Genomic DNA, 24,145 nt, shown 5'->3' with positions numbered 1-24,145 from the left:
GCACCTCCACCGCCTGGGGCCGCAGCCAGCACGAAAGCGTGTATGCGGAGTGGGATGTGCCGCAGAACCTGCGCTTCCAGGGCCAGTACCTGGACCGTGAAACGGGACTGCACTACAACACCTTCCGCTACTATGACCCCACCGGCGGCTGCTACACCCAGATGGACCCGATAGGGCTGGCGGGGGGACTGAACACGTATACGTATGTTGTCGATCCGCTGGGATGGGTGGATCCGTTGGGGTTGGCTGGGTGTTCGTTACCATCAAAAGTCAATTTGACTCGTGGGGGAGTTCAACATGTTAAAGAGCGACACGTAGGAAATAAAATTGGCTGGGAGCATAAAAGTAAATGGGTTATAGGAAACGCGGAATGGAAATCAACAGTTAGACATGTTTTCCGTAATCCAGATCGAATAACACGTGATGGTTCTCGGTTCGTTTATGAAAAAACTTTATCGAAAGCGGTAGGTCGAACCCCTGAAGGTGAACTTTTGACAAAAGTTAGAGTTGTGGTTGAATCAAATGGTGATCTGGTTACTGCATTCCCGCAAAGTGTATTCAGGGATGCTAAAATAACAGATATGATATTATGAGGTAGTTATGGCATTAGATTTACATATAAATGTTTCAGGTGAAATTTTTCATTTTGATATCAGCGAATCATTACATTCATCTATTTTTTCTAACAAGACAAGATGGAGTAGTCTAAAATATTTAAGAAAAATAAAAGATTATTACCGTGCTGACAGTATTTTTAAGGAAAATGATGCCATTTTATTTATTAATGAGCTAATTCATATTTGTGAAGTTAATTCGCTAGAAGGAATAGATATAAAGGAAATAAAAAATTTAATAAATAATGGTGAAATGAAATACATAAGAGTTAGTAGCGATTAGTAAACAACAGGTCGGAAGTAATCTCAACGATTTTTCCGGCCTTGTGTTAAGGCATGAGAGTATTTTACAGATGTCTTTAACTGCTTTTATATATAATCAAGTTGATTCTCCATTTTGCCGTTTTTTTGACATGATAGTAAATCAACTCTGCTCAATTTTAATTTTAACATAGTGTCCTTAACTTTTCGGTTTCTTTGAGAATTCTGATTTTTAGAACCTGCAGTAACCAGTCGACTGCTATTCAGCTAGATTTCTAGAACCATGAGATGGCAAAACGAGATATTAAAATATTTGACTCAGCAATGGAGAATGGTCCGACTTTGTTACTAAGGGCAGAAAAGGGATACTTTCTCATACTCATGATGCTGTAAGCGGACCTATGGTAGGAAACCCTGGAGCAGTAAGAGACGGGAAATCGCCTATAGGTAGAGGGAGTCAGGTGGCTATTTTTTCAGAAAAAGCAGCAGCTTTATTCGATAAGTTTAAGAAAAAAGGTGTTAATGATGATAGATAAGTCGAAAATTATTGATGGGATGATGTTTGTTAATGATAAAAACATTAATGAATCTGTCGTTTTTAATTTTCATGCTTGGGTTGAGGTGATTAAAGAAATACTATTGAAGTACACCGATAAGTTAGACTCTGAAATGGATTCTATAATTTACAATAACCCTTTAATTGAGAATGCATGTGATAATTACATGGCTGTAATTGTTCGTTGTCACGAGACTGAATATCATTGGGCTATGTTGATGGCTCACGGCGAACAATACTGGAATAAAGGCATTAGCACCCAAGAACCTGCAGGTTATTTTGAATGGGAGAAACAGTTTAGAGATGAGAATAAATTAGCTGCGGAAAGTTTTGAGTTTAATGAATAATCGTTTTCCAATTATTTGCTTAGTACTGATAGATATATTCAATCATAATATATGTAAGTAAGGATACCGAAACAGAGCGCCACGATAGTCATCGCGGCATCACGCAGCGTTTCAGCTACGACGATGAGCAGCGCATCAGCCGGGTAGAAATTGAGGGCGACCCGGCGTTCACCCGGGCAGAGTACCGCTACGACGCCCTGGGCCGCCGCACGGAGAAACAGGTGTGGCGACGCCACGCCCGCAGACCGGAACGCACGCAGTACGCGTGGTCCGGCCTGCAGATGGTGGGCGAGCGCAGCGACAGCGACCCGGACGCAGCCGTGCAGTATGTCTATACGGAAAACAGCTACGAGCCGCTGGCCCGTATCGACAGCCGGCAGCAGCATGCGGAGATGTACTGGTACCACACGGAAATCAACGGCCTGCCGGAGAAAGTGACCGACAGCCACGGCGAAATCGTGTGGCGCGGCACCTCCACCGCCTGGGGCCGCAGCCAGCACGAAAGCGTGTATGCGGAGTGGGACGTGCCGCAGAACCTGCGTTTCCAGGGGCAGTACCTGGACCGCGAAACGGGACTGCACTACAACACCTTCCGCTACTACGACCCCACCGGGGGCTGCTACACCCAGATGGACCCGATAGGGCTGGCGGGGGGACTGAACACGTATACGTATGTTGTCGATCCGCTGGTATGGGTTGATCCGCTGGGGTTGATGTGTTCGCCTTCAAAAGGGTTCAATCGTCGGGATAGGATTACTAAGCGTTGGGTGGATCGTTTAACCGGGAAAAAACCTTTGGATGTTCATGATTACTTAACATCAAAAGGTTGGACCGCTACAAGCCCGCAATCAAGTAATGAAAAGGCTATTCAACATATCGTTTATGTGAAAAAAACCAAGGCCGGTACAACTTATAAATTGGATTATCATCCAGGTGGTTCATCATCTCAGCCTAATTTGCATGGTAATGATTATTGGAAAGTTTATAAAGTTGCTGGGAATGGGCCGGATGAGGTTTTGGGACGGATAGGGTATGGTGATTTTAAAAATTTTGATCTTATTAAAGAGTCGCCTGTCTATGTAGATGGCATATTGATGAATGGTGGATGAAATGATTGATCTTCAAGCGGATATAATATCTTTTACTTCAATTGGGAATATCCATTTGAATGATAATATATCTCATTACATGCAATATATGTACGAGAATTTCAATGTGGAAACTAAGGAATATACGATTCCTTTCCCTTTCAATGAAACAAATGTAGCATACATACTTAATGGTATTGTGAGTATCACTACAAAAGAGCAAGGTACAATTATTGGCGTGGGATGTAATGAGAAATATAAAGGAAAATATAACGAAAAATTATATCCAGGGATAACCATGGGTGATTTGTTAAGGTTAACTGGCTCGCAACGTATTCTAAATGGAACGCTAATCATTGATGAAGATTATGGTCTTTCTTTCACGCTGCCTGCGCCTTATAATGAAATAGCAGATTATTTAGAGGATATCCCTTTAGATTTAAAATTAAACGAAATCTATGTTTCTGATTATTCGTTCTGGGTACCTTAAATGAAAGAATAAGTCAATTTCAATTAATTTGGAAAGCTTTCTGCATAGGCTTTCCATTTTTTCTTAAGGGCACGTGAAATATCAGATTCTTTAATCCAGGTTTGATGCCTATAACAAAGCATGTAATAAACCGAGATATGCCAGGGGGATACATGTCTCCGGGACATTCAACTATATATCCAACAAGAGATATGACTGTCGATGAATTTAACGATCTATTTAATGCATTGCCATGGGAGTACGGAGGTAAAATATGAATAAATTCCTTGAAGACTTCTTTTCTATTGAGGGTATTCTTAACAGAAAAACTAGAGATTTCTTTCTGACGGTTCAACAGGAAGGAATCAGTTGGCCGTTATATGAAAACCAGGAGATGGTTATAAATGAATATCATTACAACGTGCAACGCCTTATAGTTAAATACCATCCCGATTGGGAACTGCTTATCTGTTCTGATGATGCTGAAACCAGGTTAGTTACACTAAAAGTAGTTCGCGATGGTTTTTTAGACTTATCTTCTTCGGCTAAGTTTGTCAAGAATTTAATCTATTCGTTCATCATTGGTAATGAAGAGGAAAAAAAGTAGCAAGAGATCTTATCCTCCATCGAGGATGGTTAATACATTATACAGAAATGATTAAGGTAATTATATCGGACTTCCACTCCCAAGAACTTGATTATTATTTATATAAAGATATCGGGGATTTTCTTGTTCTGATAAATGCAAATGATCTGTTAACTCTTCATATTAATATTGGTATGGTTAATTTTGATGAGGAGGTTGTTGAACTTGCCGAACAGTACTTGGCGTCATTGTGATGCTTTCTTGGAAGTATTTACTACAAAATGGATTTGTCGTTTATTTAATCCTTGCGAGTTATTATTTCATGACATCTATAATTAAGAAAAATTGCTCGTTGGCCTTATAAAACTATTTTGGTTTACCTGTTATACGCCATAAATATGCTTTAGTTTATCAATTGTGGGCGGTCCGTTCGAAAGCTGCCAGCAGCACGCGGAGATGTACTGGTATCACACGGAAATCAACGGCCTGCCGGAGAAAGTGACCGATAGCCGCGGTGAAATTGTGTGGCACGGCACCTCCACCGCCTGGGGCCGCAGCCAGCGGGGAAGCGTGTATGCGGAGTGGGACGTGCCGCAGAACCTGCGCTTCCAGGGCCAGTACCTGGACCGCGAAACGGGACTGCACTACAACACCTTCCGCTACTATGACCCCACCGGCGGCTGCTACACCCAGATGGACCCGATAGGGCTGGCGGGGGGACTGAACACGTATACGTATGTTGTCGATCCGCTGGTATGGGTTGATCCGCTGGGGTTGGCTGGTTGTTCTACAACTCTTGGTAAAAATATGATGGCGAGTATGGAGCTGCCTCGTTCGACATCGTGGAAAGGTTACCAGGCTCACCACATAATCCCTAAGCAATTAGCCGATCATCCGGCTTTAAAAAAGCTAAATTATTATATTGATGATGCACAAAATGGAATTTTTTTGCGAAAAGCAGATGGTGCTACAAGCGCTATGTCCAGACATCAAGGGAACCATCATGGATATACTGATGCAATAAAAGATGCGCTCGATAGAATAGATCTAAACCAATCTACAACGACTATTGCTAATCAAGTTAATGATATACAAAACACAGCGCGGAGGGCTATGGAAAACGGTGTGCCTATAAGATCTAAGGATATGTATAATAGTGATATATTTGGCTCTGACAATGCAATGATTGGCAGAGCGCGTGTTTATGATATATGGACAAACATTCTGAGGTAAACTATGCAAAATGATAAATCATTATATTTGGAACCTATTTTTTTTTCATATGACCCTTCCTTTCTTGGAGGGACACAGGAAAATTTAGGTAGTTATGAGGTAATAAAAAACTATCATGAAGCGTTGCGCCTGCTTTTTGATCAAGATGTATCAGCCCCCTACGTGGTTTGGGACGATTATTTTTCAGATATTATATCTGCAATTAGCATCCATCAAAAATATAATGAGGCGCAACAAATAATAAAAAATGCGGTGGCGGAAAAAAAAGCGGATGTATTAAAGGAGAACATAAGAAAAAGAAAGGCATATTTATTAAGAAAAAAAATGGGGTTGGCTGAAAATAATGAATATAATAATTTTATTAGCGAGGTAAGTGATGAGGTTATTTATATGTTAAATATGATTTCTACGCAGAGGATTATTTATGGAATAGTTGAGGGTTCAGTTTTGGAAAATATTTTTGATATTTTTAAGAAAGGATGTTTACCGTGTGGGGCCAAAAACAGTGGTGAAGTTGTTATATTTAATCCGGCTGTTTTGAAAAAATAAAACCAAGGAGTGCTAATTTAATGTTGAAATTGTCAATTTTTCAGTCATTTATTTTATAAGGAATAATCAACTATTATCCTTTAAAAACGCAACAACTGCAAAGCGCGGCGGGTTGTTAGCAACCCTACGCACATGCTGACGGACGTGAGAATTTTCACGAATCTGACTGTGCCAGAATGTTGTTGGTAAAGGTAAGGAAGGTTTAGGCGAACGTAAAATGACGCGCAATGCCGGGTCAGATGGTGAAACCCTCGGGGCGGTAGTTCATATCACCTGTTTTGTGGCAGGGTCATTTAACGTGTCTTCCGGGGCCAGTATCTGGACCGCGAAACGGGACTGCACTACAACACCTTCCGCTACTATGACCCCACCGGCGGCTGCTACACCCAGATGGACCCGATAGGGCTGGCGGGCGGGCTGAACACGTATACGTATGTTGTGGATCCGCTGGTCTGGGTTGATCCGCTGGGGTTGGGTGCATGTTCTCTACATGGAAATACAATCAAACGAGCTGATGGAATTGATTTGATCTCTATTCCGAAAAATGCGCGGGTACGTAAGTTAACCCCTCCTGAAGGATATGTAGGAGATTATGGTTTTGAATATAAGTGGGCAAATGAAAGCGGTGGTACTACAACTGTTAGGATACATGGAGTAGACCCTCTGGCTCCTTCTGGTTCTAATGCTAGTCAAGGGTGGGTCGTGAGAATCATGGATGGAAAGAAAAGTATGGATATTAATGGGACTTATCATCCACCAGTAGTTTTCAATGAAAGCAGCCCCTATTACAATCCATCAGTAATAAACGATGTTCATATCCCCATTGTTAAACCCACTGTTTTTCCAGGAGTTGAATAATGTCATTGGAAAATGATTCATTTTTGAGAGATAAGTCTCGTAAAATAGATGCGGCATTAGAGTCTGGATGTGTGAATATGTTTGAGTTAATTGGTTCTGTCAATGATATGTTCTCTTCCGCATACATTACAAAAGAGGTGGCAGAACCAGACGTTGTTAGGTTGGTTTGGTCATCGTTAATAAACGTATTCTTTTTTAGCAATGAATATAATAATAGATTTGACTCAATTGTTACAATGAGCGAAATTTCTCGCTATGCTAAAAAATTTAACATTATACTTCCATTTGATGAATTAATAAAATGGAGAAGTAAACATGATGATTCTAATTCAACGTCTGAAATTTTAGAATGCCTTGACGATATTTTGATATGAATATTAAAAATATTTTATAAATTGCAGGCGAGCGCAGCGACAGCGACCCGGACGCAGCCGTGCAGTATGTCTATACGGGAAACAGCTACGAGCCGCTGGCCCGTATCGACAGCCGCCAGCAGCACGCGGAGATGTACGGGTACCACACGGAAATCAACGGCCTGCCGGAGAAAGTGACCGACAGCCACGGCGAAATCGTGTGGCGCGGCACCTCCACCGCCTGGGGCCGCAGCCAGCACGAAAGCGTGTATGCGGAGTGGGATGTGCCGCAGAACCTGCGCTTCCAGGGCCAGTACCTGGCCGAACGACTACACTTTTTCGCAGCGCATGGTAAATTATTAATACCTGTTTATAATAAAAATACGGCATTATTGATTTAAATACATTTCAGAAAGTAATGGGTGTTTAAAAATGCCTATTATCAAAGGTTCTGATTCAGTACATCATGTGGCCTTGATTTATATGAAAATAGTATTCGGAAATATCATTCCGTAATTGAGGCTTGTATGTTAGAAATTATTAAAAAAGAGATAATGACAAATAGCTTTGTAGATGATGTCTGCATAAAAATGGATTTCAATGAGTCAGAATATAGAAAACTGATTTTAAATTTAAAAGAAGCTGCTATTGCTTTGAAAAAAGAAGTTGTCATAGATAAGGAATTAGCCTTGTATTTATATACCATTCCTCAGATGATACGAAATGCTTGTGCCAGCTTTGATGGAAAGGATATTAAACCTAAAATATCAATTATATTAGAGGATGCATGGATTGAATTAGATGCTCTGGTAGTTGATTGCTTGACTTAAGGTGTTTTACCAGGAAACTTTTTATTTATTCAGTGTTCGGCTTTACAAAGGTGTTTATGCATGAAAGTATTTTCAGTCTGAATGGTGTCTTATTTCGGTTGAGGCGTCTTATTATTCCAGTATGCAATTGTGAATTACGAATGAAATATATACGTCGTGGTGTTTATAGAATAGGTAGCTTCTTCCTTTGGTAACGCGAGTTGGTAGAGTGAACGCATAAGATGAACGAAAACGAAAAATTACAAGATGGTTTAGTTTTTGTAAGTGCCGACAACCCGGATGAATTTGTCATCGTTAATTTCGCCACATGGGTTTCTCTTATTAGAGGGATTATGATTTTTTATGGCGGAAAAAGTGAAAAAGAGGCGCAGGAAATAATAAATAATACACCACTGTTTACCCTTCCACCGCAAAATTACCTTGCAGCATGTTTGTTAGGCCATGAGGAAGAGTATTATTGGGCCATGGTGATGTCTCATGGCGATCGTTATTTTGATAAAGGATACAGTCACACAGCGCCTGAGGGTTATCTTGCCTGGGAGGATAACTATATAAAAGAGCATAACCTTGCTAACGCATCGTTAATTTTTAATGATTGATTGGCTATGTTTATTTTAAGGTTTCTACTATGCTGCTGCCTCCTCATCACGCTTCGGCAACAGCTTACGTCCGCCCGTCAAAGCAGATGCAGGGTGGCCTGGAAATGTTTATGAAATACAGAAAGAGTTCAATTAGGTGAAACCATGAATATCTCACAATTAGCAGTAGATCGTTTGCTGAACATCAACTGGTTTACCAATATTGGAAAACCAACTGCTTTAGAACATGTAACGCAAGTTGCCAATGACAAGGATTTTATTAAAGCGATAACTGGTGATGATTGGGAAGATATCACCCTTGAGGCACGGAATGAAATAACAGGCTATTTAGCAAAAAAGCACAGTAATGATTATCAAAACTGGAATACCTGTGCAAGAGACGCCCAGAAAATAGTGGGTGCTGAAATCATTCTATTAGTAAAAAAGGCAGGGATCGCTGAAAATGCCGTTCTGGATAGTATTAAATGGGATTTGGTGAGTTTTTTGATGGAAGATGTTTATAAAAATCATCTCAAGGGTAAACTCTTCTTCGAATTCCTAATCGATGTTTATGAGAATGGGCATGTCCCCTGTGGCTGGGAGGGGGAATGGCCAGTGGGCAGGTTAGTAATTTACTGACGTAATTAATGGAATGCCAAAAGGCAGAGAAATTTTGTGGTTTCCAACCCGGATGTGATACGCGGGAGTTATGCTGTTTTAGCTGTCTGTGAGGGTAACGCTATACTGAGGCCTGGCAGGCACCGTCAACCGATAGCAATGGCGATATTATTGGGGAAGAACAGACCTTACACATTAACGAGTCCATTTAAAATTAACAATACAGGATGCCTGAATGCCTATGCCAGAATCGTTATCTGTTAACACTGCTCTTCCTGCTGTTGAGTATCGCAAATCAGCTGCGGAGTTTATTGCAGGAGAGGGGGTTTTATATACTGAATTTATGGGTGAAATTGCGACAAGGCAAATCAGCGTCCTGGACGGGGTCTATCATGCTTCGGCCTCTTTAAAAGAGCGTAACGATAAAATTGGTTATCTACTTTATGATGGTCAGAAAAGTGAGTTAGACCTTTCTGCTTCACCGATTATCACCAGGCGTGAATTTGAAGAGGTCTGGTCGGTAGCATTGGGTTATTGTCAGGAGAAGCATAAAATTCAGTATGTTACTGGCAATGCCGCTGTGCCTGTTGGCGCGTCGACAATTATCGCACATATCGTGAATACTCAGGGAGAATGGGATAAAGGCTTCGTTTTATCTTTATCTGAAAATTACCCATCAGCAAGGGAAGCGTATTCAAAGTGCTACGCTGAAGAGAAAAGCCTGTCCTTAGGGGACACGCAGTTTATAAATGCTGATGCCGAAAACAGCATTTTTGTGGCGAATATGATTTGTCAGGATGGGAGCAAAAATAGCGATCGCGACCAAAAACAGTCTGTGTCTTATCCTGCGCTGGAAAAATGCCTCTCCCTATTATCGGATTTTGCGTTAGCACATCGCCTGTCTGTACAAATGCCTCTTATCGCACCGGAGCCAGAGGGTGGAGACGGGAAAGAAATTGAGCGGTTAATAGAGAAACATGTTTGCTACAAACGCATTGAGTGTCGGGTCTTCACAGGGGAATGAATCCCAGGCAGACTGCGAACAACCATGCAATATTTGTCGATATGCATCTTCACGCGTGTATCCGCTGATGTTGTCATGCATAACAATCGAAGAAGAGCATTTTCGCTATTGGTGCTGCGTTTAAGTAAAGGAGTATAGGGTTTGTCTACGAGGCGATATGACGAGCAATAAACGGTGGTTGAGTTTTGTCCTGGCGGAAGAGGGGACGTTCGACGAGCTACTTTGCAAGTTCGAGCGTGCTTTTCAACAGCCACTCATCTGTCATGATGATAAAGGGCGCTATATTGCCTGTGCGGTCTGTCAGGGCTTTGAAATAAAGGTGATTGATAAAGAGGACCGACTGAGTGAATTATTGTGCGACGAACACTATGTTCTGGATGTGATTATCTCTTCTGATGACCACTTCAATGAAGCGTTTGAGGCACGGATTAAAGCCCTGTTATCTGATCACGCACTACAGTGGACGAGACGACGTTGGGCTCCACATCCTTTGCCTTAATCTCCAGTTGGTCGGGATTAACGTGGTGAAAATCATCATCCACACTGCACTGTATTGTTGTTATTCTGCGCTTCAGGTTTTACCAATACCTATTTTTATCAGGCGTGCCTATGGTTGATATCAGTGAAGAAATAGAGAGAATGGCGCAGTCGCGCTTCTTCTCCAGCATGGGTGTGAACGATTGTAATGACGAAAATATTATTCTCATTACGGATGTCAAAAAAGTCTTTGTTGAACCGTCTGATAGTGATTTTCAGGGTTTATACAAACGCACTGACTGGCTACCTACCTCACCTGCGCAGGACGATCCCTTCTATAAAAAGCAAGCCAACCCGCAAGAACTGATGGTGTTGCGTAAGGCCATTAACCAGTGTGCGATGGCTGCAACGCGAAATATGGATAAAAGCCGCTTTATGACTGGCCCGCACGACTTTAGCGCTGCCGCCAGAAATTCCCTCTGTTTTGCCTTCCGGCAATTGATCACCGAACGCTACTTTTCACTTGGGCATCGCTGGGAATTTATCACCCATATTTATTGCGCCGGGCACTGGCCTGTCGGTTATGCGCAACACAAGATCATCGCGATTTAATACAGTGGGTAAGCGCATAAGGAGCCTGAATGACGCACGATTTTTTTAAACTTCATCGTCTATATCGACTGGTGGAACATGCTGCCCCGGATAATGCTGAAGCAATATATTCATTGAAAGCGTTATTTAGCGATTCGCCTGTTCCAGATGAGTATCTGTGTTTTATCTCGCAAATGACCGAAGCGGAAATTCTCGTTAACAATGCCGTTTATTTACGGGTATGGGGCGCTGCTGGCTGCGCGGAGATGAATGAGGCGTATCTTATTCAACATTATATGCCTCGTGCTCTGGCTATTGGCGACAATGAAGAGGGTGAGGTCATTTTCTATGCGCCGGGTAAAAACGGGTTTGGCCTTTACAAAGTCGGTTTTGGCAATCTGGACATGGCGGATGCGCAGTTTATTGCGCCATCGCTGGAAGCCTTACTGATCGAGGGCGCCGGTGCGGAAAATCTGTTGCGATAAAATCGGGGGTACGATAGAGGGACGTTTTGGTGCCAACATCGTAGAGAACGGATAAGGAGCACAGCATGTGTGAAGAACATTTCCCGGTAAATAACCGGGAGGAACTGCTAACCCTGATACAGGCATTAGCAACCGATGCCCGACACTCACCTGAAGCGTGGCAAAATAAAAGCGTTGCGGATTATCTTGAGGCCATGGCGTCGTGGATTGAAGATATGGACGGTTATTACGAAAACAGGCAGTTGCCGCTTCCCCAGAATATTAGCTGGGGCGTTTTTGCCGATGTATTAATGGCTGCTAAAAGCTATGAATAACCCTCCGTTAGCGTTTTATAGCTGCGCCTTCACCTCAAAGGATGCCTGATGGAGACGACGTTTACTTTTGTCACCGGGACGGCGACGTTGGTTATTTTTGACCTGGCGTGTTTGCAACACCGGGTCGGTGACGATGCTGACTGGTGGAGCATTCCTGAGGATGAAATAGCAGAAATTAATCTGGGAAATGCGCTGTTTCTTAATCTGGGCGAGGATGGCGAATACCGCGTGATAATCAGTGATAATTTCGATGAAACCTGCGCCTCGCTGTTTCTGCGTGTTCCTTCCGGCAGGGTGTTTATTGGCGCAGGCGAAGATACCAGCGGCGGCGATCTTGAGCCAGACGGCTCCGCGGCGATGGCTGGCCTATTTCTGTCACTCCCGGTGGGCTGCTATAAGGTCCGTTACAGCAAATCACAGTCGCAGATATCTCTGTCTTTCACGCCCGACGAGAAAGCATCGAATGACATTCAGGATCTACTGAGAATATAAATACCCGGCTTGTGCCGCTGTGGAAAAATAGAAACCCTTAGGTTTGTGTAAATAACAGGCAGGAAAAACATGGCACAACTTTTAACGGCCAGTGAATTACCCGCATGGTTTAGCTATCCCCTGGATTTTTTGCGGCTCTGTGCGCAAGGGACGGTGGATTTCGACCCGTGGATTATTCTGCAGGGCGACAGGCTGAAAGCACGCTATGAGGGTGTTAAAACGCGCTATCCGGGGCGGGCTCTGCTGCCTTTCGCCCGCCGGGAAGATAACGACGATATAGCCTGTTGGGAACGGGACCAGGGCGAGCGTGTCATTATCATTCACGACTTTGCGAGCGACGGATATGAGAACGTAACGGTGTTCGACACCTTCGCCGACTGGTTGAGGGAGGTAATTGATGCTGCCGGAGATTATCAGGGGGCGCTGTTTTTTACCGATAGTCTGCCACCCGCAACGGAAAATGACATTGCGCGCCTGGCCGCACTCACGTCTGTGCCCTTGCCTGCCAGCATGATTGCGTTATATCAGACATTCAATGGCGGTCAGCCGCTGCCTTCGTATGTTCATGACGAAGCCTATATTTATCCCATCAATGCGTTTTTTACTGTCGATGAGATGTGTGATTGTTTCCACCAGTTCGATGAAGAGGGCCTGCCGGAAGGCTTTAAAAAAGGCGAGTTACTCCCTTTTGCTTACGATCCAGGTTCGGGCATCTATGCGGTATCGTTAAGAGAAAACGACCCCGGCCAGGTCTATTTTTATATTTTGCATGAGCAGGCGGAAATCTTCGGCATCTGGCCAGACTTTGCTGCATTTCTTGCCTCTTTTACCCGCTATACCAGGGATTAATTAACCCGGCCCTGAGGATTTCCTTAGTATGACTGAACACGGTGTTTACCATGATTGAGGTGCAGAGTTTTATTAAGTCTGAGCAGGGCTTTGTCGATGTTTTTGCCTATGATGGCACCATTACAGATTCGGACTATATTGATGGCGCTCTGCTGTTACGGATAAACGGTGTGGAACTGATCAATCAGTCCATGTGGGATTATGTCGATCAGCTGTGGGCCTATTTCACGTCGGGTTTGCTGGCGCTTGCGAAAGGAGACGTTTTTGAAACTTGTTTCCCGGACCAGCCTGTTACTGTGCGGTTTACACCGTTGCGGGAGCAGGTTCTGGTCAGCGTTGATTGCCACGGCGAAGTGAAGGCGGTGGTCGATAAGGCCGAATTTATTGGTGAGATGGCAACACAGGCGCATCGATTTTTTGCACGGATGGCCACGTTAAAAGGTATCGATCGGCACGCGTATGATCACGAAATTCGCCAGCTGGCTGCGCTTCCGGCCTTATATTTTAAGGCGGCAAGATATGGCGAATAAGAATGTTGGTTTGCAGCCGCTACGTGTCCCAGCGGGGTGGTTTATTGAGCTTAATAATTTTTATGAAGTTGAGCCAGTGACGGAAAATACCGATTACTTTTTCAGCGCGGTGCTGATCAGCGGTGAAAATAAACGTCTGGGCGTAAGTTTTGACTCCCGGTACGAACCCGAAGGAATGCCCGGCGGGGAATTCGTGCTGGTTTTACAAAAGCAGGATTATGACAGGAAGGGACATATCACTCATGTCAGCGTACTGGATGTGAAGCGCACAAAGCAAAAAGCGCACTTTATCCTGCAACTCGAAGAGTTTATGCAAACCGGTACGGTTTAACAGATGCACTAATAAGAAGGCGGACTCGCCTGAAAGATCGATTTTTACCCTGGCAGGCTGAACATGACGCAACATGCTGATCTCGACACAGAACTGGAAAATCGCATCACAATGCTGGTTGAAGCCGGCAATATCCATCACGAGAGGGCGAACATTGCCGAGGCACTGGCCGCTTATCAACAGGCCTGGGCGCTATTGCCCGAGCCCAGAATGAGCTGGAGCATAACGAGCTGGGTTGCGGCATGTCTGTACAGCGCCTGTTTCGATTTGCAGAACTTCACGGCAGCCAAAACGTGGGGCGAAATTGCCCTGGCAGCGAACAATTCTGCGATAGATACCGCGCCGTTAATTGACCTGGGAATGGTCTGCTATGAACTGAAGGCCTACGACGAGGCGTTGAACTATTTTGCGCAAGCCTGGCAATATGGCCAGCGCCGCGCATTTCAGGGGCGGCCACAAAAGTATCTCGATTATTTTTTGCAGAATCGTACCGACTCTTCCTCCGGCTGACTGTTCTGCCGGGCCGCTACGGTATGTCTCCTTATTAAACGGAGTAAATCTTCTCTTCCGGCAGCAGTCGGAGGGCTTCGTCAATTTTACCGGCATTCATCAGCGTGTGGATTTCAGTAGCACGCGCGGTGACGTCGGTGATATTGACGATCCATTTCTGGCAATAATCCGCCACGGCCTCGTTGCGTAAGCCAATCTGAATCGTGCGCCAGGGCAGTTTATTCATGTGAATATCCCGCTCCGGATCCCACTGAATAACAACATCGGACGCAGCGATTTTACTTTTCCATTCGGTCTGATCTTCGCAAACGGCATTGTGGTGACTGCTTAAAATGCCCTGGCTAAGGATCTGCTTAAATCCATCATGGCTGAGATCGATAGCCAGTACCCGTTGCTGGTTGGGATCTTTCTTGCCCCAGCCACAGCGGTACATCATCCACAGAAAAGAGGGCTTAATCCACGTCATACGGGTCATGCTAAAGGGCGGTGAAACAAAGGTGCCGTGTGACAACGCGCTGTCGGCAATGGTGTCGGAATAGGCCTGATAAAGGCGGATAAAGTCGTTAGTATAAAACGCTCTTATTTCCCGTTCCGCGACGGGTGTATTTTCATTTATTTGTATCATCTTTTACTCATCCTAAGTGAATAGCGGAATTTTACCGCGCAATTGGCGTGGTAACGCGCCGCGATGAGAATGTACTGTAAGAGATAACGGGATACTATGGAAAACAGTGTTGCGCATGTAAATGCGTTGATTCTCGATATTGTTGAGAATGTCCGCCTGGCGAATACACCAGGGGAGGGCACCGTGGACGAACTGTATCGGGTATTGGATGCATTCGCTGCCGTGTATAAAGATAACGCGCTGATCCCAAAATCCGTTGCCTGGGCGCTGTTTTTCCTGCGTGATAATCTGGAGGGCGCCCTGAAATATGCTTCAGGTGAAGATGCCCGCATACTCGCCGGGATGAGCTCAGCGGTTAACCGCTATATAGAACGGATCTTTCTGGAGTGAAGACAAATATAGCCGCGCCTGTGGAGATTATATGAAAGCAGAAAACGAACAAATCCAGCTCACCGGTGAAGAGGCGTTAGCGATTTTGAGTGAGGTTGAGTACATCCTGATTTCTCTGCGCGATATTGCCCGCCACTATTATCATGGCGAAACAACACAGGATACAGCGGAGAATACGCTGGCGTATTGCCGGGAAACTACCGGTTTTATCGACCGTAACCGGGTAACGCACCGTCTGGCGAAGGTGCGCGCTATATTATCTGCAAAGTTTAATGATGAACTGGGCGATGACGATATGGGCGATCTGGAGCGTGAAATGGACAAAATTCGCTACTGGGAAAAACCCGGCGATTGATTCGCCACATCCCTTAAACCAGGGGCGGGAAATAACCGGAAAACAGGGTGAGGTATGTACTCAGGCATTGCACTGTACGGCACGGAACAGGTTTCACCCGCTACGGCGCTGGCGCTGGGCATTATGCTTTTCAAACACGCTGCGCTGGACGTCACATCCTGTGGCTGGAACCAGGACCTGCAGCAGGGCGATCACCCAGGCGATCACGATCTGATCGAGGCCACGCTGGACGAATTGCAGGAAAAAGTGGCGTCGCAGCAGGTCAGCGCATTCAGATTGTATAGCGAGAAGCCCGGCGCGCTGCCCTGGTATGCTTCTTTCGGTGTTTCCACCGCCGGGTTCGGCCAGTTTCACCATATCGATATGCAACTGCCTGCGCATGGGGACAGGGCGGCTCTGCTCAGAATGATGGCCTGCGAGATGCATTTCGATTACGGGATTGCGTATCACTGCGACACGATCAGCAAAGCTTACTATTATGCGGCTGGCGAAAATCTGGTGTCTGTTTTCGGCTGCGAAAATCCCGGGTTGTTTAAGCGGGAAACGCCGGGCAGGTTCTGCGGGGCGGAGCGCTACAGGCGCAGCATGCTTCGGATGGTTTACCCCGTTAACGTTGTTAATCGCCATCATCTTGCGCAGCCGGTAATGGGCATGCCGCTACAAACCTGGATCGCGACAACCGGCGCCGGTGACATTGAACAATTGCAGGACGATTTATGGCTCTGGACGGTCAGCGATGCGCGCATCGCTGAAGTCAATCAGACGCTGGGAGAAGCCGGATTACTGATTGCCTGGAAAGGCGAAAATGCCACAAAAAAACGGAAGCACCTGCCATGATAACTGACAAACGGGCGCTGGTTTTATCGGTGCTCGACAACCGCCCGCTGCGCGAGGGGAAAATCAGCGATGCGGCGTTTTTCCTTCTCTACCCGGCCAGCAAAGAAACGGTCGGCACCCTCATTCATGATGAGTTGCGCCATGCAGTAGAAACGGAAGATGCGCTGGCGCTGGAGTTAACCTTATACCTTGGTTTTCATTTTCACTTTTCACCGCCGGACAGCCAGGCACTTATTCCGGCGTTAACGGCATCCTGGCATCAACGGCATGCCGAAGTTGTCAGAGCGCTGTTAACACTCAAGCCTCGCAGCGAAAGCGCGGTGGCGGCCATTTATCGTTGCGCTGCAACCGATCATGACTACCTTTGCGACGATCGCGAGGACGGAATATTTAGCCTGGCGACGGACTGTATTTATGCGCTGGCGAAAATAGCTACGCCGTCTGCCATTGCAGGATTACAGGCATTAACAGAAAGTCCGTGGCAGCCGGTAGCCGCAAAAGCATGTCATGTGATGAATAAATACGGATTAACGTCTCCGGCTGCGCACAACAAGCCAGCGGAATAAGCATCAGGAGCCGATATGCTATTAACCCCCGAGGCTGTTAGTTTTCGTATTTCTACCACCGATCTACAGGCTGTTTATACCGAATCCGGCGGCGTTAACGTTCGCCTTGATGTACAGACGCTGGCTGATTACCACCATGACACTTATCGCGAGATTGAACTGCATTTCCGCCCGGTTGCTGAGCTAAGGTGCACCACGTTAAACTTTTTTGAGGCTCATCATAATGATTTTCTGATACAGCCGGACGTAGAGAACGTTATTGCCTGTTGGCAGGAAAAACATCTACACCCACAGTCGGGCTTTTATCAGGTGATGGACTCGCCTCTTCTTCAACAGAAAGGGCGTTTATACGATCCGCTGCAACGGCTAAATCTTAAGCATTATCTGCTGGTCGGCTACGACAGCTACATTGAAATTATCGCAACAGGCTACGACATGGCAGGTCTTTAACGCTCTTCATGGCTCTGTTATTTATTGGGAAGGCACTCACTGGCCTTATATGAACCGGGCCAGCTGGATGAGGCTTATCACTATGTCGACGAGATCTATCGCTATGGCAAGAGCCGGCCTTTTAAAAAACATCCTCATAAGTACCTGAAATTTTATCGTGCATGGCAGCGAAACATTGCTGGTGCCGTTGGCGGGAATTAAAGGCCGGGATGATTCAGTTCAACGTGACGGAAACCTTATAAACGAGGATGTAATGCTATTAACGCTTGCGGATATTGAACAGCAACTGGCCGAAAAATTTTCACCTTTTGATGGCGAGATGGACGAGCTCCTGCTCATAAAACGGCGCGGGCCGGTAGGCGATATACGTGCGCTTGAGCAAAGCCTTAATGTCAGGCTGAGCGGTGACTTTCTGGCGTTTCTTTCCCGCTATGATCTGGACCATTTCTCCCTTGGCAATATCGCTTTCGGCACAGGGCAGGATTACCTTGCGCAGGTCATTGCGCTCAATCAGGGCGATGCGTTTAACCGCTGGTGGCCCGGCGTCCGCCGCCCTGAGGGGATCATTGTGATTGCGCTTTCCGATCCTTATACCTTGCTGCTTAATACCCTGGATCAACGCGTTTACGCCATGACCAGCGAACCGACAGCGGCGGATGACGGCCCGGTTGCCGACAGTTTCGCGCTGTTTATCCGTGGCGTTGGATCGCTGTTTTTACAGGCAGCCAGCCCGCAAGAGGTTGCCGGCGCGGTCGGCGCGGTTAATCTCGCTTTCTGGCAGGAAATAGCATAAGGCCACGTTTTATGCATGTGCACCGGACCTCAGGGTGTCGCGGCATAAGCGGTAACCACATTGCAGGAGAACATAATGGAGCGTGATGAACAGGTGGTGCAGGCGGTTGCCCGCGCGTTGTTTGACGACAATGCTATACGTTACCAGCAGGCGCTGACCAAACCGGTGAACAGCGACGCCGACGTCTACGGCAGGGCCAGAAATGCGCTGGCATCGCTTACTAAAGCGCAGCAGCAGGATGTGTTGCGCTTTATACAGCTGGCGATGGCCGACAGCGCTTCGGTTATCTTCGGCATGCTGGATGGCAGTCATTTTCCGCAGGGGATTGATGGCGATTTTGCCGTGCATTATCAGGATGACGAGATCCAGGGGAGCCTTCAGGACATCTGGATTGAGCAGGCAGAACAGCGTGGGATCTATCGCTAAGCGCTGGCCGTCTCCCTATTCGCGCATCAACGGAGCAAGCAACAAGATGATAAATCCTGCCTTAAGCGAACTGGATAACCGCTTATCCGCCAACGGATTTTTTGATTTTCTGGCATCGCTGGACGCCGACGCCGCCCTGGATTTGCGCGATGAAGCCGCATTTGATGAGGCCTGGATGCAGGCATATCGCGAACTTCAGGCCCAGGCATTCCCGGCGCAGGTGCTGACGTTTATCGATACATTACGCGAAAAAGCATTCAAACATGCTTTTCGCATCAACAGCAATGCAGAGATCGCGGCGCGTATTGCTGACGATGTCGATCTGATTGCGAAAAGTCTGGCTGCCGGAAAGGCGGGCGGCTGGGCTGTCACGCAACTGTGGTCTGCGTATCTTCACGGCCGGTTTCCGGCAACGCAGGAGGAAGGATGATTGATCTGAATGCGGACATCATCAGTAATCACTCGCTAGGCAATATCTGCCTTGGCCAGTCGATTGATGTCTATCTGGAAGAGTTGCTTGAGCGCTTCACGGTGGAAACGAAAATCTACCCGCCCGCGCACCCGCAGGCAGAGACAATGCACGGTTATTTTATTAATAACGGTACGATGGCCATCTTCACCAATTCTCTGGATATCATCGTGTCGGTGGGCTGTAATCAGGCCTACGGCGGCAAATACCGGCAGACGATCTACCCGGGCATCACCATGGAGACGCTTTCCGTGCTTGTGAAAGAGGTACGCATTCTTCACGGCGCACTGATTGTCGATAACGATTATGGACTGTCGTTTCCTCTGCCTTCGCCGCATGACGAACTCGCCGATCACCTCTACCAGATACCGCCTGAGCTGACGCTGAACGAAATCTACGTTTACGATCACTCGCCGCTGGCACCCAATGTGAAGAAGAAACGAAAATGAGTGAGCTGCTGCCACCTCCGCTGCAACACCTTGAACGCGTGCTGGGCATGACATTGCCGCCGCGCTATCGCCGCTATTTATTACAAACGATCCGGGAAAACGCATGTTGGGAAATCACCACCCTGAACGGCGACGCTCTGGTGTTGTTCAATTACCATGATCTGCTGGAGCGCAACCAGACCTATGCTATCCAACAGGTGGAGCCGGAATACCTGTTGATAGGTCAGGATGGTGACAGGGGTTATTTCATTCACGCGCGTGCGGGCCAGGAAACCCTCTACACACAGGACCTGGGCGCGCTGGGCAGCCTGCAAATGGAGCCCTTCGCGCAAGATATCGACCAGCTCTGCGCCTGAGATCGGCGCAGCGGTATCAATCGCGGCGTGGACAGGCCCCGCATGTGCGGGGCGCTGTTTGTCAGGGTGAGCAGGAACCGTCAATGGTTTGCTGCGCCTGGTTAATCATGTCATAACCCTGATCTTCCAGTTGCTGCCAGGTCGGGCGGACTTTACAGGCCTGCGCAACGCGAACCGTAATTTCTCCCAGCAGTTTGGCGCCTTTGCCGGAGGAACAAATCCCCGCATCTGACGACTGCGCCTGTGCGCCTATTCTCTCTGCCGCTTGAGTGCCTTTGCGCTCGGCGGTATCACAATCGCCACTCAAGTCGATAGCCATCGCTTCGGCGGAGAGCGCCGGGCGGGCACCACCAGAACCGCCACCGCTGCTGCCTGCAGAAGAAGCACCGGCGCCGGACGACGCAGAGGGCGAATAACTGCTCTCACTGCTGCTGTTAGCGGCCAGCGCGGCCTGGTTGAGCGAGTTACCGACGGCCTGAGACACACTGCCGCCAGAGGCGTGCGCAATGATGGCGCTGCTGGCGACACCCGTCACCGCATTGACCAGCGTATCGACCTGCGATGGCTGCTGCGCCTCTTGCTGTGCGGCCTGTGCTCGCTCTGCGTCTGCCTGCGCCTGAGCTTGCGCCTGCTGTGCGGCATACTGCTGGTTGCTGATTTCAGTATTATGGCGCGAGCCGGCCAGTGCGCCGGTGGTTTCCGCCAGTTGCGTAAATCCTTTTTTCTTCAGCACGGCCGCCACTTCGCTAAGCTTGCCGCTTTGCGGCATTAAACGATTGGCCTCATTAACGCTGCCCCATGCGCTGTTCAGTGCTGTCCATTGGCTGTTCAGACGGCTGGCGATTTTGGCGTTTTTATTATCGCGTGCCAGATTCATTGCAGCGGTATACATGTCGCCGTTGGCCAGTGGCGTGAGGTTTAACGCGGTGACGAATTTCTCCAGCAGCGCTTTCGATCTGTCCCCGGTTTCGCTTCGGGTTTTATAGGCATCGGCATACAGATAATTTGCATAAGCAACGCCTAATTCACGTGCATAACGGGTGATCTGTGTTTCAAAGCTGGAAATTGTGCTAAGCGCTTGAGCCGGATTGCTTTTTGCCTGTTGCTTCGCCAGCCCGTCATAATATTGATATTGCATCAGCAGATGGGGGAAATAGCGTTTTGGATTACTATTAGCGAAATCCTGATCGGTGAATTTAATTAAATTCTCATAGTCTTTATTCGCATACCACTGTTTAAATAAATTAGTATCATAATCCATGACTTGCGAAGTCACTTTATAATCGGTGTTACTGGAATAACAGAGTTGCATCATGGTTTGTCTGTTATTCAGGTAGGTGTCGTAATTTTTATTATTAATAGCGTTTTGCGCAGCGGAAAACGCGTTGTTACAAGCGGTATTGTCATAGGAAGCACAGCCTGTCATCAGCAGGGCGCAGCCTATCACCGCCATCGGTGCCTTAAGTGCTATCATGAGGTTAATCTCGGTGGTTAATTATTTATTTTTAATATTTCGCTAATTATTGCTGTGATCAGGAATAGGTGAATTGCGGTTGCAGGTGGGCCTTCTTAAAAATAGAGATTTGCTGATCATACCTGTAATCTACACATTTGTTATATTGTTGAAATATTTTGTTACGAATATTGTAACGAAGAGTTATATTTACCTAATGAAACTATAAACTTAGCGAGGCAAAAGTTCTTTCCGGCGTCAGAAAAAACAAAAATGCACGACACTCTCCGCAATGGGAGACTGACGGCGCGGTGACTCCCCCATATACTGAGAAAAACAAGACGTTAAATGAGCTTTCATTTCGACTAACAGGGTTACGGATGGAAACGGCTGAATTTTTCGCGCAACTCGCGCAGCAACTGCTGCTCTCTGCGCCACTCTTTTTATTGATTGCACTGGGGTACGGTTTAGGTCGCTTTGCTGGCTGGCCTGAATCGGTCAACGAGGGGTTAAATCGCTTCTGCTTTAATGTGGCGATACCCTGCATGCTTTTTAAAGTAATGAGCAAGTTTTACCAAAGCCCGGCAGTGGACATGAGGCTACTGATTGCGTATTTCGGTACCTGCCTGGTGATTTACATCATTGGGCGCATTGTTGCAAAACGTCTGTTTCGCCTGGACGCAATTTCCGGGTCGGTTTTCGGTCTGGCGGGTATTTTCTCTAACAACGTCATGCTCGGTATTCCGGTTGCGATTATTCTGCTTGGCCCGGCGAGCCTCGCTTCTGTCGCGCTGGTGCTGGTGTTTAACAGCCTGATTTTGTGGACGCTGGTCACCGTGTCGGTTGAATGGGCGCAAAACGGCAGTTTCTCGGTGCGCGGCATCGGCAAAACGCTGGTAAATGTGCTGCGCAACCCGATAATCATCGGTATTTTCAGTGGGTTTATCTGGAGTTTTGCGCTGCACAGCCCGCTGCCGCAGATCCTTGATAGCCCGGTTAGCATGGTGGCGCAGGTTGCTGCCCCGCTAACGCTCATCACGTTGGGTATGAGCTTGTCGCGCTACCAAATTCGCAAAGGGCTGCGCGAGAGCATGGCGATTTGTCTGTTTAAGCTGCTGCTAATGCCGGGGATGATTTGGGGGCTTGCCTTGTTATTGCATTTACCGCGGGCAGAGAGCCAGGTCGTGGTGTTGCTGGGTTCAATGGCGGTCGGGATCAATGTCTATTTAATGGCGCAAAAGTTCCAGGTGCTGCAGGGCGCGACCGCAACCAGTATGCTGCTTTCTACCATTTTCTCTACGGTCACGACCCCGCTGTTGATGATCCTGATGAGCCACTTTTATCCTGACTGGCCGTAGGCCGGTATCAGCTTACGCCAGCGGGGAGATGCGCCAGCGCGTGATGTCGCTGGCGCATCTCTTTTTATCGATTCAGACGATATCGTCTACCACGCCACCATCGACACGCAGTGCCGCGCCAGAGGTTGCCGAGGCCTGTCTGGAACAGACATACACCACCATATTCGCGACTTCTTCCACCGAGGCAGCACGCTGGATCACCGAGCTGGGACGGTTCGCCATCACAAACTCTTTTGCCAGGGTTTCCAGCGACTTGCCCGTTTTTTCCATTTCATCTTTCATCATGTCGGCAAAGCCATCAGAAAGGGTCGGCCCCGGCAAGACACTGTTCACCGTCACACCGCTTCCGGCCACAAACTTGGCTAAACCGCGCGCCAGCGACAGTTGCGCCGTTTTGGTCACACCATAGTGGATCATCTCCGCCGGGATATTCAGCGCCGACTCCGACGAGATAAATACCACCCGTCCCCAGCCTTTTTTCACCATGGCTGGCAACAGTGCGCGTGAAAGCCGTACGCCAGACATCACATTGGTTTGCCAGTAGCTTTCCCAGGTGTCGTCGTCGGTGGCGTAAAAGTCCTGCGGGCCATAAATACCGGCGTTGTTCACCAGAATATCGGCCTCGCCAGCGGCGGCCAGCAGCGTTTCCACCCCTTTTGCCGAACTCAGATCGGCAATAGCAGTCCGCAGCGTTGAGCCCGGCACCTGTTTTAACAACGCGGTTTTCGCCTTACTGGTCGATGCCTCGCTGCGCCCGTTAAGGATCACTTCGGCACCGCTTTCCGCCAGCCCTTTGGCGATCGCAAAACCAATACCGCCCGTTGATGCTGTCACCAGCGCCACTTTCCCGCCGAGATCAATCTTCATCGTTTACTCCTTTATCTGGATTTAACAAATGATTTAAGGCTAGCACTTGGGCAGGCACGCGCATTGCCAATTGTTGCCTGATTACGCGTACGCACTGGCTTATGCAATTTGCAGCATTGCTTTTCTGGTTTAATTGCTTCCCTCGTTTTCAGTGCTCTAACAGAATGGAATTCACACAATATATTTGGCAGTTATTTTCTTTTTCAGG

Annotated in this window: 35 protein-coding genes and 3 pseudogenes; 35 read left to right on the top strand and 3 right to left on the bottom strand. The window is 47.2% G+C overall.

The genetic code is table 11. From position 1 onward, the window contains the following. From RTX30_RS11745 to RTX30_RS11625, 24 genes and pseudogenes are all read left to right on the top strand, one after another. On the top strand, positions 1-593 hold a 593-nt coding region (locus tag RTX30_RS11745; RefSeq protein ID WP_312689918.1), incomplete at its 5' end, for an RHS repeat-associated core domain-containing protein. A 7-nt stretch (positions 594-600) separates the two neighbouring features. Continuing rightward, positions 601-897 carry a hypothetical protein gene (locus RTX30_RS11740; protein WP_312689917.1) on the top strand — a complete coding sequence of 99 codons (297 nt, stop codon included), beginning with the start codon at positions 601-603 and terminating at the stop codon, positions 895-897. 500 nt (positions 898-1,397) lie between these two features. Further along, on the top strand, positions 1,398-1,778 hold the full coding sequence (locus RTX30_RS11735; protein ID WP_312689915.1) for a hypothetical protein: 381 nt from the start codon (positions 1,398-1,400) through the stop codon (positions 1,776-1,778). 71 nt (positions 1,779-1,849) lie between these two features. After that, a pseudogene (locus RTX30_RS11730) lies at positions 1,850-2,512 on the top strand (RHS repeat-associated core domain-containing protein); the annotation flags it as partial. A gap of 376 nt (positions 2,513-2,888) precedes the next feature. Then, positions 2,889-3,356 (top strand): hypothetical protein, encoded by a 468-nt coding sequence (locus RTX30_RS11725; protein WP_312689913.1) that lies wholly within the window; start codon positions 2,889-2,891, stop codon positions 3,354-3,356. 253 nt (positions 3,357-3,609) lie between these two features. After that, positions 3,610-3,942 carry a hypothetical protein gene (locus RTX30_RS11720; protein ID WP_312689911.1) on the top strand — a complete coding sequence of 111 codons (333 nt, stop codon included), beginning with the start codon at positions 3,610-3,612 and terminating at the stop codon, positions 3,940-3,942. A gap of 411 nt (positions 3,943-4,353) precedes the next feature. Then, positions 4,354-5,154: pseudogene (locus RTX30_RS11715) on the top strand (AHH domain-containing protein); the annotation flags it as partial. Between the two features lie 3 nt (positions 5,155-5,157). After that, positions 5,158-5,703 (top strand): hypothetical protein, encoded by a 546-nt coding sequence (locus RTX30_RS11710; RefSeq protein ID WP_312689909.1) that lies wholly within the window; start codon positions 5,158-5,160, stop codon positions 5,701-5,703. 303 nt (positions 5,704-6,006) lie between these two features. After that, positions 6,007-6,561 (top strand): annotated as a pseudogene (locus tag RTX30_RS11700) (polymorphic toxin type 30 domain-containing protein); the annotation flags it as partial. Continuing rightward, entirely contained in the window at positions 6,561-6,935 is a 375-nt protein-coding gene (locus RTX30_RS11695) for a hypothetical protein (RefSeq protein ID WP_312689908.1), read from the top strand. The pseudogene RTX30_RS11700 and the gene RTX30_RS11695, both read left to right, overlap by 1 nt. Positions 6,936-6,994: 59 nt before the next feature. Further along, positions 6,995-7,315: an RHS domain-containing protein gene (locus tag RTX30_RS11690; protein WP_312689906.1), complete on the top strand. Its 321-nt coding sequence runs from the start codon at positions 6,995-6,997 to the stop codon at positions 7,313-7,315. 126 nt (positions 7,316-7,441) lie between these two features. Beyond that, a complete protein-coding gene (locus RTX30_RS11685) occupies positions 7,442-7,744 on the top strand; it encodes a hypothetical protein (RefSeq protein WP_312689904.1) in 303 nt (100 codons plus the stop codon). A 221-nt stretch (positions 7,745-7,965) separates the two neighbouring features. Continuing rightward, positions 7,966-8,343 carry a hypothetical protein gene (locus tag RTX30_RS11680; protein ID WP_312689902.1) on the top strand — a complete coding sequence of 126 codons (378 nt, stop codon included), beginning with the start codon at positions 7,966-7,968 and terminating at the stop codon, positions 8,341-8,343. Between the two features lie 144 nt (positions 8,344-8,487). Then, positions 8,488-8,961, top strand: coding sequence for a hypothetical protein (locus RTX30_RS11675; protein WP_312689900.1), 474 nt, complete (start codon positions 8,488-8,490; stop codon positions 8,959-8,961). Positions 8,962-9,175: 214 nt separating this feature from the next. Continuing rightward, positions 9,176-9,964, top strand: coding sequence for an Appr-1-p processing protein (locus tag RTX30_RS11670; RefSeq protein ID WP_312689898.1), 789 nt, complete (start codon positions 9,176-9,178; stop codon positions 9,962-9,964). A 157-nt stretch (positions 9,965-10,121) separates the two neighbouring features. Beyond that, complete coding sequence (locus RTX30_RS11665; protein WP_312689896.1) at positions 10,122-10,463, top strand: hypothetical protein; 342 nt, start codon at positions 10,122-10,124, stop codon at positions 10,461-10,463. A gap of 110 nt (positions 10,464-10,573) precedes the next feature. Beyond that, the gene (locus RTX30_RS11660) at positions 10,574-11,053 is read left to right on the top strand and encodes a hypothetical protein (RefSeq protein WP_312689894.1); all 480 of its coding nucleotides are present in this window, start codon (positions 10,574-10,576) and stop codon (positions 11,051-11,053) included. 29 nt (positions 11,054-11,082) lie between these two features. After that, a complete protein-coding gene (locus tag RTX30_RS11655; protein WP_312689893.1) occupies positions 11,083-11,517 on the top strand; it encodes an SMI1/KNR4 family protein in 435 nt (144 codons plus the stop codon). Positions 11,518-11,582: 65 nt separating this feature from the next. Next, on the top strand, positions 11,583-11,831 hold the full coding sequence (locus RTX30_RS11650; protein WP_312689892.1) for a hypothetical protein: 249 nt from the start codon (positions 11,583-11,585) through the stop codon (positions 11,829-11,831). Positions 11,832-11,879: 48 nt separating this feature from the next. Further along, positions 11,880-12,323 (top strand): DUF6386 family protein, encoded by a 444-nt coding sequence (locus RTX30_RS11645; protein ID WP_312689890.1) that lies wholly within the window; start codon positions 11,880-11,882, stop codon positions 12,321-12,323. Between the two features lie 69 nt (positions 12,324-12,392). After that, positions 12,393-13,172, top strand: coding sequence for an SMI1/KNR4 family protein (locus RTX30_RS11640; RefSeq protein WP_312689888.1), 780 nt, complete (start codon positions 12,393-12,395; stop codon positions 13,170-13,172). Positions 13,173-13,222: 50 nt separating this feature from the next. Beyond that, on the top strand, positions 13,223-13,702 hold the full coding sequence (locus RTX30_RS11635) for a hypothetical protein (protein WP_312689886.1): 480 nt from the start codon (positions 13,223-13,225) through the stop codon (positions 13,700-13,702). Continuing rightward, positions 13,692-14,033, top strand: coding sequence for a hypothetical protein (locus tag RTX30_RS11630; RefSeq protein WP_312689884.1), 342 nt, complete (start codon positions 13,692-13,694; stop codon positions 14,031-14,033). The genes RTX30_RS11635 and RTX30_RS11630 overlap by 11 nt, the downstream gene beginning before the upstream one ends. A gap of 63 nt (positions 14,034-14,096) precedes the next feature. Next, on the top strand, positions 14,097-14,543 hold the full coding sequence (locus RTX30_RS11625; RefSeq protein WP_312689882.1) for a hypothetical protein: 447 nt from the start codon (positions 14,097-14,099) through the stop codon (positions 14,541-14,543). Positions 14,544-14,577: 34 nt separating this feature from the next. On the opposite strand, the gene RTX30_RS11620 is transcribed toward RTX30_RS11625, so the two are convergent. Beyond that, the gene (locus RTX30_RS11620) at positions 14,578-15,168 is read right to left on the bottom strand and encodes a DUF4291 domain-containing protein (RefSeq protein WP_312689881.1); all 591 of its coding nucleotides are present in this window, start codon (positions 15,166-15,168) and stop codon (positions 14,578-14,580) included. Between the two features lie 96 nt (positions 15,169-15,264). Between RTX30_RS11620 and RTX30_RS11615 the strand changes: the two genes are divergently transcribed. The 10 genes from RTX30_RS11615 (at position 15,265) to RTX30_RS11570 (ending at position 20,259) form a co-directional block, all read left to right on the top strand. Beyond that, positions 15,265-15,558, top strand: a complete 294-nt coding sequence (locus RTX30_RS11615) for a hypothetical protein (RefSeq protein ID WP_312689880.1) — start codon at positions 15,265-15,267, stop codon at positions 15,556-15,558. A gap of 31 nt (positions 15,559-15,589) precedes the next feature. Next, complete coding sequence (locus RTX30_RS11610) at positions 15,590-15,913, top strand: hypothetical protein (RefSeq protein WP_312689878.1); 324 nt, start codon at positions 15,590-15,592, stop codon at positions 15,911-15,913. A gap of 54 nt (positions 15,914-15,967) precedes the next feature. Next, positions 15,968-16,750 (top strand): hypothetical protein, encoded by a 783-nt coding sequence (locus RTX30_RS11605; protein ID WP_312689876.1) that lies wholly within the window; start codon positions 15,968-15,970, stop codon positions 16,748-16,750. After that, the gene (locus tag RTX30_RS11600; protein WP_312689875.1) at positions 16,747-17,316 is read left to right on the top strand and encodes a hypothetical protein; all 570 of its coding nucleotides are present in this window, start codon (positions 16,747-16,749) and stop codon (positions 17,314-17,316) included. Before RTX30_RS11605 ends, RTX30_RS11600 begins: the two co-directional genes overlap by 4 nt. A gap of 15 nt (positions 17,317-17,331) precedes the next feature. Beyond that, positions 17,332-17,766 carry a hypothetical protein gene (locus RTX30_RS11595; protein WP_312689874.1) on the top strand — a complete coding sequence of 145 codons (435 nt, stop codon included), beginning with the start codon at positions 17,332-17,334 and terminating at the stop codon, positions 17,764-17,766. Between the two features lie 253 nt (positions 17,767-18,019). Then, on the top strand, positions 18,020-18,559 hold the full coding sequence (locus tag RTX30_RS11590; RefSeq protein ID WP_312689872.1) for a nuclease: 540 nt from the start codon (positions 18,020-18,022) through the stop codon (positions 18,557-18,559). Positions 18,560-18,634: 75 nt separating this feature from the next. Beyond that, positions 18,635-18,985: a hypothetical protein gene (locus RTX30_RS11585; RefSeq protein ID WP_312689870.1), complete on the top strand. Its 351-nt coding sequence runs from the start codon at positions 18,635-18,637 to the stop codon at positions 18,983-18,985. Positions 18,986-19,031: 46 nt separating this feature from the next. Then, positions 19,032-19,415, top strand: a complete 384-nt coding sequence (locus RTX30_RS11580; RefSeq protein WP_312689868.1) for a hypothetical protein — start codon at positions 19,032-19,034, stop codon at positions 19,413-19,415. Beyond that, on the top strand, positions 19,412-19,903 hold the full coding sequence (locus RTX30_RS11575) for a hypothetical protein (protein ID WP_312689866.1): 492 nt from the start codon (positions 19,412-19,414) through the stop codon (positions 19,901-19,903). Before RTX30_RS11580 ends, RTX30_RS11575 begins: the two co-directional genes overlap by 4 nt. Then, the gene (locus RTX30_RS11570) at positions 19,900-20,259 is read left to right on the top strand and encodes an SMI1/KNR4 family protein (RefSeq protein WP_312689864.1); all 360 of its coding nucleotides are present in this window, start codon (positions 19,900-19,902) and stop codon (positions 20,257-20,259) included. The genes RTX30_RS11575 and RTX30_RS11570 overlap by 4 nt, the downstream gene beginning before the upstream one ends. A gap of 61 nt (positions 20,260-20,320) precedes the next feature. Here RTX30_RS11570 and RTX30_RS11565 read toward each other — a convergent pair whose 3' ends face one another. Further along, a complete protein-coding gene (locus RTX30_RS11565) occupies positions 20,321-21,733 on the bottom strand; it encodes a hypothetical protein (protein WP_312689861.1) in 1,413 nt (470 codons plus the stop codon). 359 nt (positions 21,734-22,092) lie between these two features. Between RTX30_RS11565 and RTX30_RS11560 the strand changes: the two genes are divergently transcribed. Next, entirely contained in the window at positions 22,093-23,070 is a 978-nt protein-coding gene (locus tag RTX30_RS11560) for an AEC family transporter (RefSeq protein ID WP_312689859.1), read from the top strand. Between the two features lie 72 nt (positions 23,071-23,142). Here the strand turns inward: RTX30_RS11560 and RTX30_RS11555 are convergent, their stop codons facing one another. Continuing rightward, complete coding sequence (locus RTX30_RS11555) at positions 23,143-23,937, bottom strand: SDR family oxidoreductase (protein ID WP_312689857.1); 795 nt, start codon at positions 23,935-23,937, stop codon at positions 23,143-23,145. Between the last annotated feature and the right edge of the window lie 208 nt (positions 23,938-24,145).

It is taken from the genome of Kosakonia sp. (assembly GCF_032052965.1).
Lineage (GTDB): Bacteria > Pseudomonadota > Gammaproteobacteria > Enterobacterales > Enterobacteriaceae > Kosakonia.
Note: the sequence above shows the minus strand (reverse complement) of the source record. Positions and strands in the feature narration are given on the sequence as shown.

What these genes read in the sequence shown, in the direction of transcription:
- RTX30_RS11660 (WP_312689894.1), top strand. Translation starts at nt 10,574, where the DNA reads ATGGTTGATATCAGTGAAGAAATAGAGAGAATGGCGCAGTCGCGCTTC.
- RTX30_RS11575 (WP_312689866.1), top strand. Translation starts at nt 19,412, where the DNA reads ATGATTGATCTGAATGCGGACATCATCAGTAATCACTCGCTAGGCAAT.
- RTX30_RS11610 (WP_312689878.1), top strand. Translation starts at nt 15,590, where the DNA reads ATGAAAGCAGAAAACGAACAAATCCAGCTCACCGGTGAAGAGGCGTTA.
- RTX30_RS11640 (WP_312689888.1), top strand. Translation starts at nt 12,393, where the DNA reads ATGGCACAACTTTTAACGGCCAGTGAATTACCCGCATGGTTTAGCTAT.
- RTX30_RS11615 (WP_312689880.1), top strand. Translation starts at nt 15,265, where the DNA reads ATGGAAAACAGTGTTGCGCATGTAAATGCGTTGATTCTCGATATTGTT.
- RTX30_RS11600 (WP_312689875.1), top strand. Translation starts at nt 16,747, where the DNA reads ATGATAACTGACAAACGGGCGCTGGTTTTATCGGTGCTCGACAACCGC.
- RTX30_RS11620 (WP_312689881.1), bottom strand. Translation starts at nt 15,168, where the DNA reads ATGATACAAATAAATGAAAATACACCCGTCGCGGAACGGGAAATAAGA.
- RTX30_RS11740 (WP_312689917.1), top strand. Translation starts at nt 601, where the DNA reads ATGGCATTAGATTTACATATAAATGTTTCAGGTGAAATTTTTCATTTT.
- RTX30_RS11695 (WP_312689908.1), top strand. Translation starts at nt 6,561, where the DNA reads ATGTCATTGGAAAATGATTCATTTTTGAGAGATAAGTCTCGTAAAATA.
- RTX30_RS11735 (WP_312689915.1), top strand. Translation starts at nt 1,398, where the DNA reads ATGATGATAGATAAGTCGAAAATTATTGATGGGATGATGTTTGTTAAT.
- RTX30_RS11630 (WP_312689884.1), top strand. Translation starts at nt 13,692, where the DNA reads ATGGCGAATAAGAATGTTGGTTTGCAGCCGCTACGTGTCCCAGCGGGG.
- RTX30_RS11580 (WP_312689868.1), top strand. Translation starts at nt 19,032, where the DNA reads ATGATAAATCCTGCCTTAAGCGAACTGGATAACCGCTTATCCGCCAAC.
- RTX30_RS11685 (WP_312689904.1), top strand. Translation starts at nt 7,442, where the DNA reads ATGTTAGAAATTATTAAAAAAGAGATAATGACAAATAGCTTTGTAGAT.
- RTX30_RS11605 (WP_312689876.1), top strand. Translation starts at nt 15,968, where the DNA reads ATGTACTCAGGCATTGCACTGTACGGCACGGAACAGGTTTCACCCGCT.
- RTX30_RS11635 (WP_312689886.1), top strand. Translation starts at nt 13,223, where the DNA reads ATGATTGAGGTGCAGAGTTTTATTAAGTCTGAGCAGGGCTTTGTCGAT.
- RTX30_RS11665 (WP_312689896.1), top strand. Translation starts at nt 10,122, where the DNA reads ATGACGAGCAATAAACGGTGGTTGAGTTTTGTCCTGGCGGAAGAGGGG.
- RTX30_RS11680 (WP_312689902.1), top strand. Translation starts at nt 7,966, where the DNA reads ATGAACGAAAACGAAAAATTACAAGATGGTTTAGTTTTTGTAAGTGCC.
- RTX30_RS11670 (WP_312689898.1), top strand. Translation starts at nt 9,176, where the DNA reads ATGCCTATGCCAGAATCGTTATCTGTTAACACTGCTCTTCCTGCTGTT.
- RTX30_RS11565 (WP_312689861.1), bottom strand. Translation starts at nt 21,733, where the DNA reads ATGATAGCACTTAAGGCACCGATGGCGGTGATAGGCTGCGCCCTGCTG.
- RTX30_RS11585 (WP_312689870.1), top strand. Translation starts at nt 18,635, where the DNA reads ATGGAGCGTGATGAACAGGTGGTGCAGGCGGTTGCCCGCGCGTTGTTT.
- RTX30_RS11650 (WP_312689892.1), top strand. Translation starts at nt 11,583, where the DNA reads ATGTGTGAAGAACATTTCCCGGTAAATAACCGGGAGGAACTGCTAACC.
- RTX30_RS11720 (WP_312689911.1), top strand. Translation starts at nt 3,610, where the DNA reads ATGAATAAATTCCTTGAAGACTTCTTTTCTATTGAGGGTATTCTTAAC.
- RTX30_RS11570 (WP_312689864.1), top strand. Translation starts at nt 19,900, where the DNA reads ATGAGTGAGCTGCTGCCACCTCCGCTGCAACACCTTGAACGCGTGCTG.
- RTX30_RS11645 (WP_312689890.1), top strand. Translation starts at nt 11,880, where the DNA reads ATGGAGACGACGTTTACTTTTGTCACCGGGACGGCGACGTTGGTTATT.
- RTX30_RS11655 (WP_312689893.1), top strand. Translation starts at nt 11,083, where the DNA reads ATGACGCACGATTTTTTTAAACTTCATCGTCTATATCGACTGGTGGAA.
- RTX30_RS11710 (WP_312689909.1), top strand. Translation starts at nt 5,158, where the DNA reads ATGCAAAATGATAAATCATTATATTTGGAACCTATTTTTTTTTCATAT.
- RTX30_RS11560 (WP_312689859.1), top strand. Translation starts at nt 22,093, where the DNA reads ATGGAAACGGCTGAATTTTTCGCGCAACTCGCGCAGCAACTGCTGCTC.
- RTX30_RS11725 (WP_312689913.1), top strand. Translation starts at nt 2,889, where the DNA reads ATGATTGATCTTCAAGCGGATATAATATCTTTTACTTCAATTGGGAAT.
- RTX30_RS11595 (WP_312689874.1), top strand. Translation starts at nt 17,332, where the DNA reads ATGCTATTAACCCCCGAGGCTGTTAGTTTTCGTATTTCTACCACCGAT.
- RTX30_RS11555 (WP_312689857.1), bottom strand. Translation starts at nt 23,937, where the DNA reads ATGAAGATTGATCTCGGCGGGAAAGTGGCGCTGGTGACAGCATCAACG.
- RTX30_RS11625 (WP_312689882.1), top strand. Translation starts at nt 14,097, where the DNA reads ATGACGCAACATGCTGATCTCGACACAGAACTGGAAAATCGCATCACA.
- RTX30_RS11590 (WP_312689872.1), top strand. Translation starts at nt 18,020, where the DNA reads ATGCTATTAACGCTTGCGGATATTGAACAGCAACTGGCCGAAAAATTT.
- RTX30_RS11675 (WP_312689900.1), top strand. Translation starts at nt 8,488, where the DNA reads ATGAATATCTCACAATTAGCAGTAGATCGTTTGCTGAACATCAACTGG.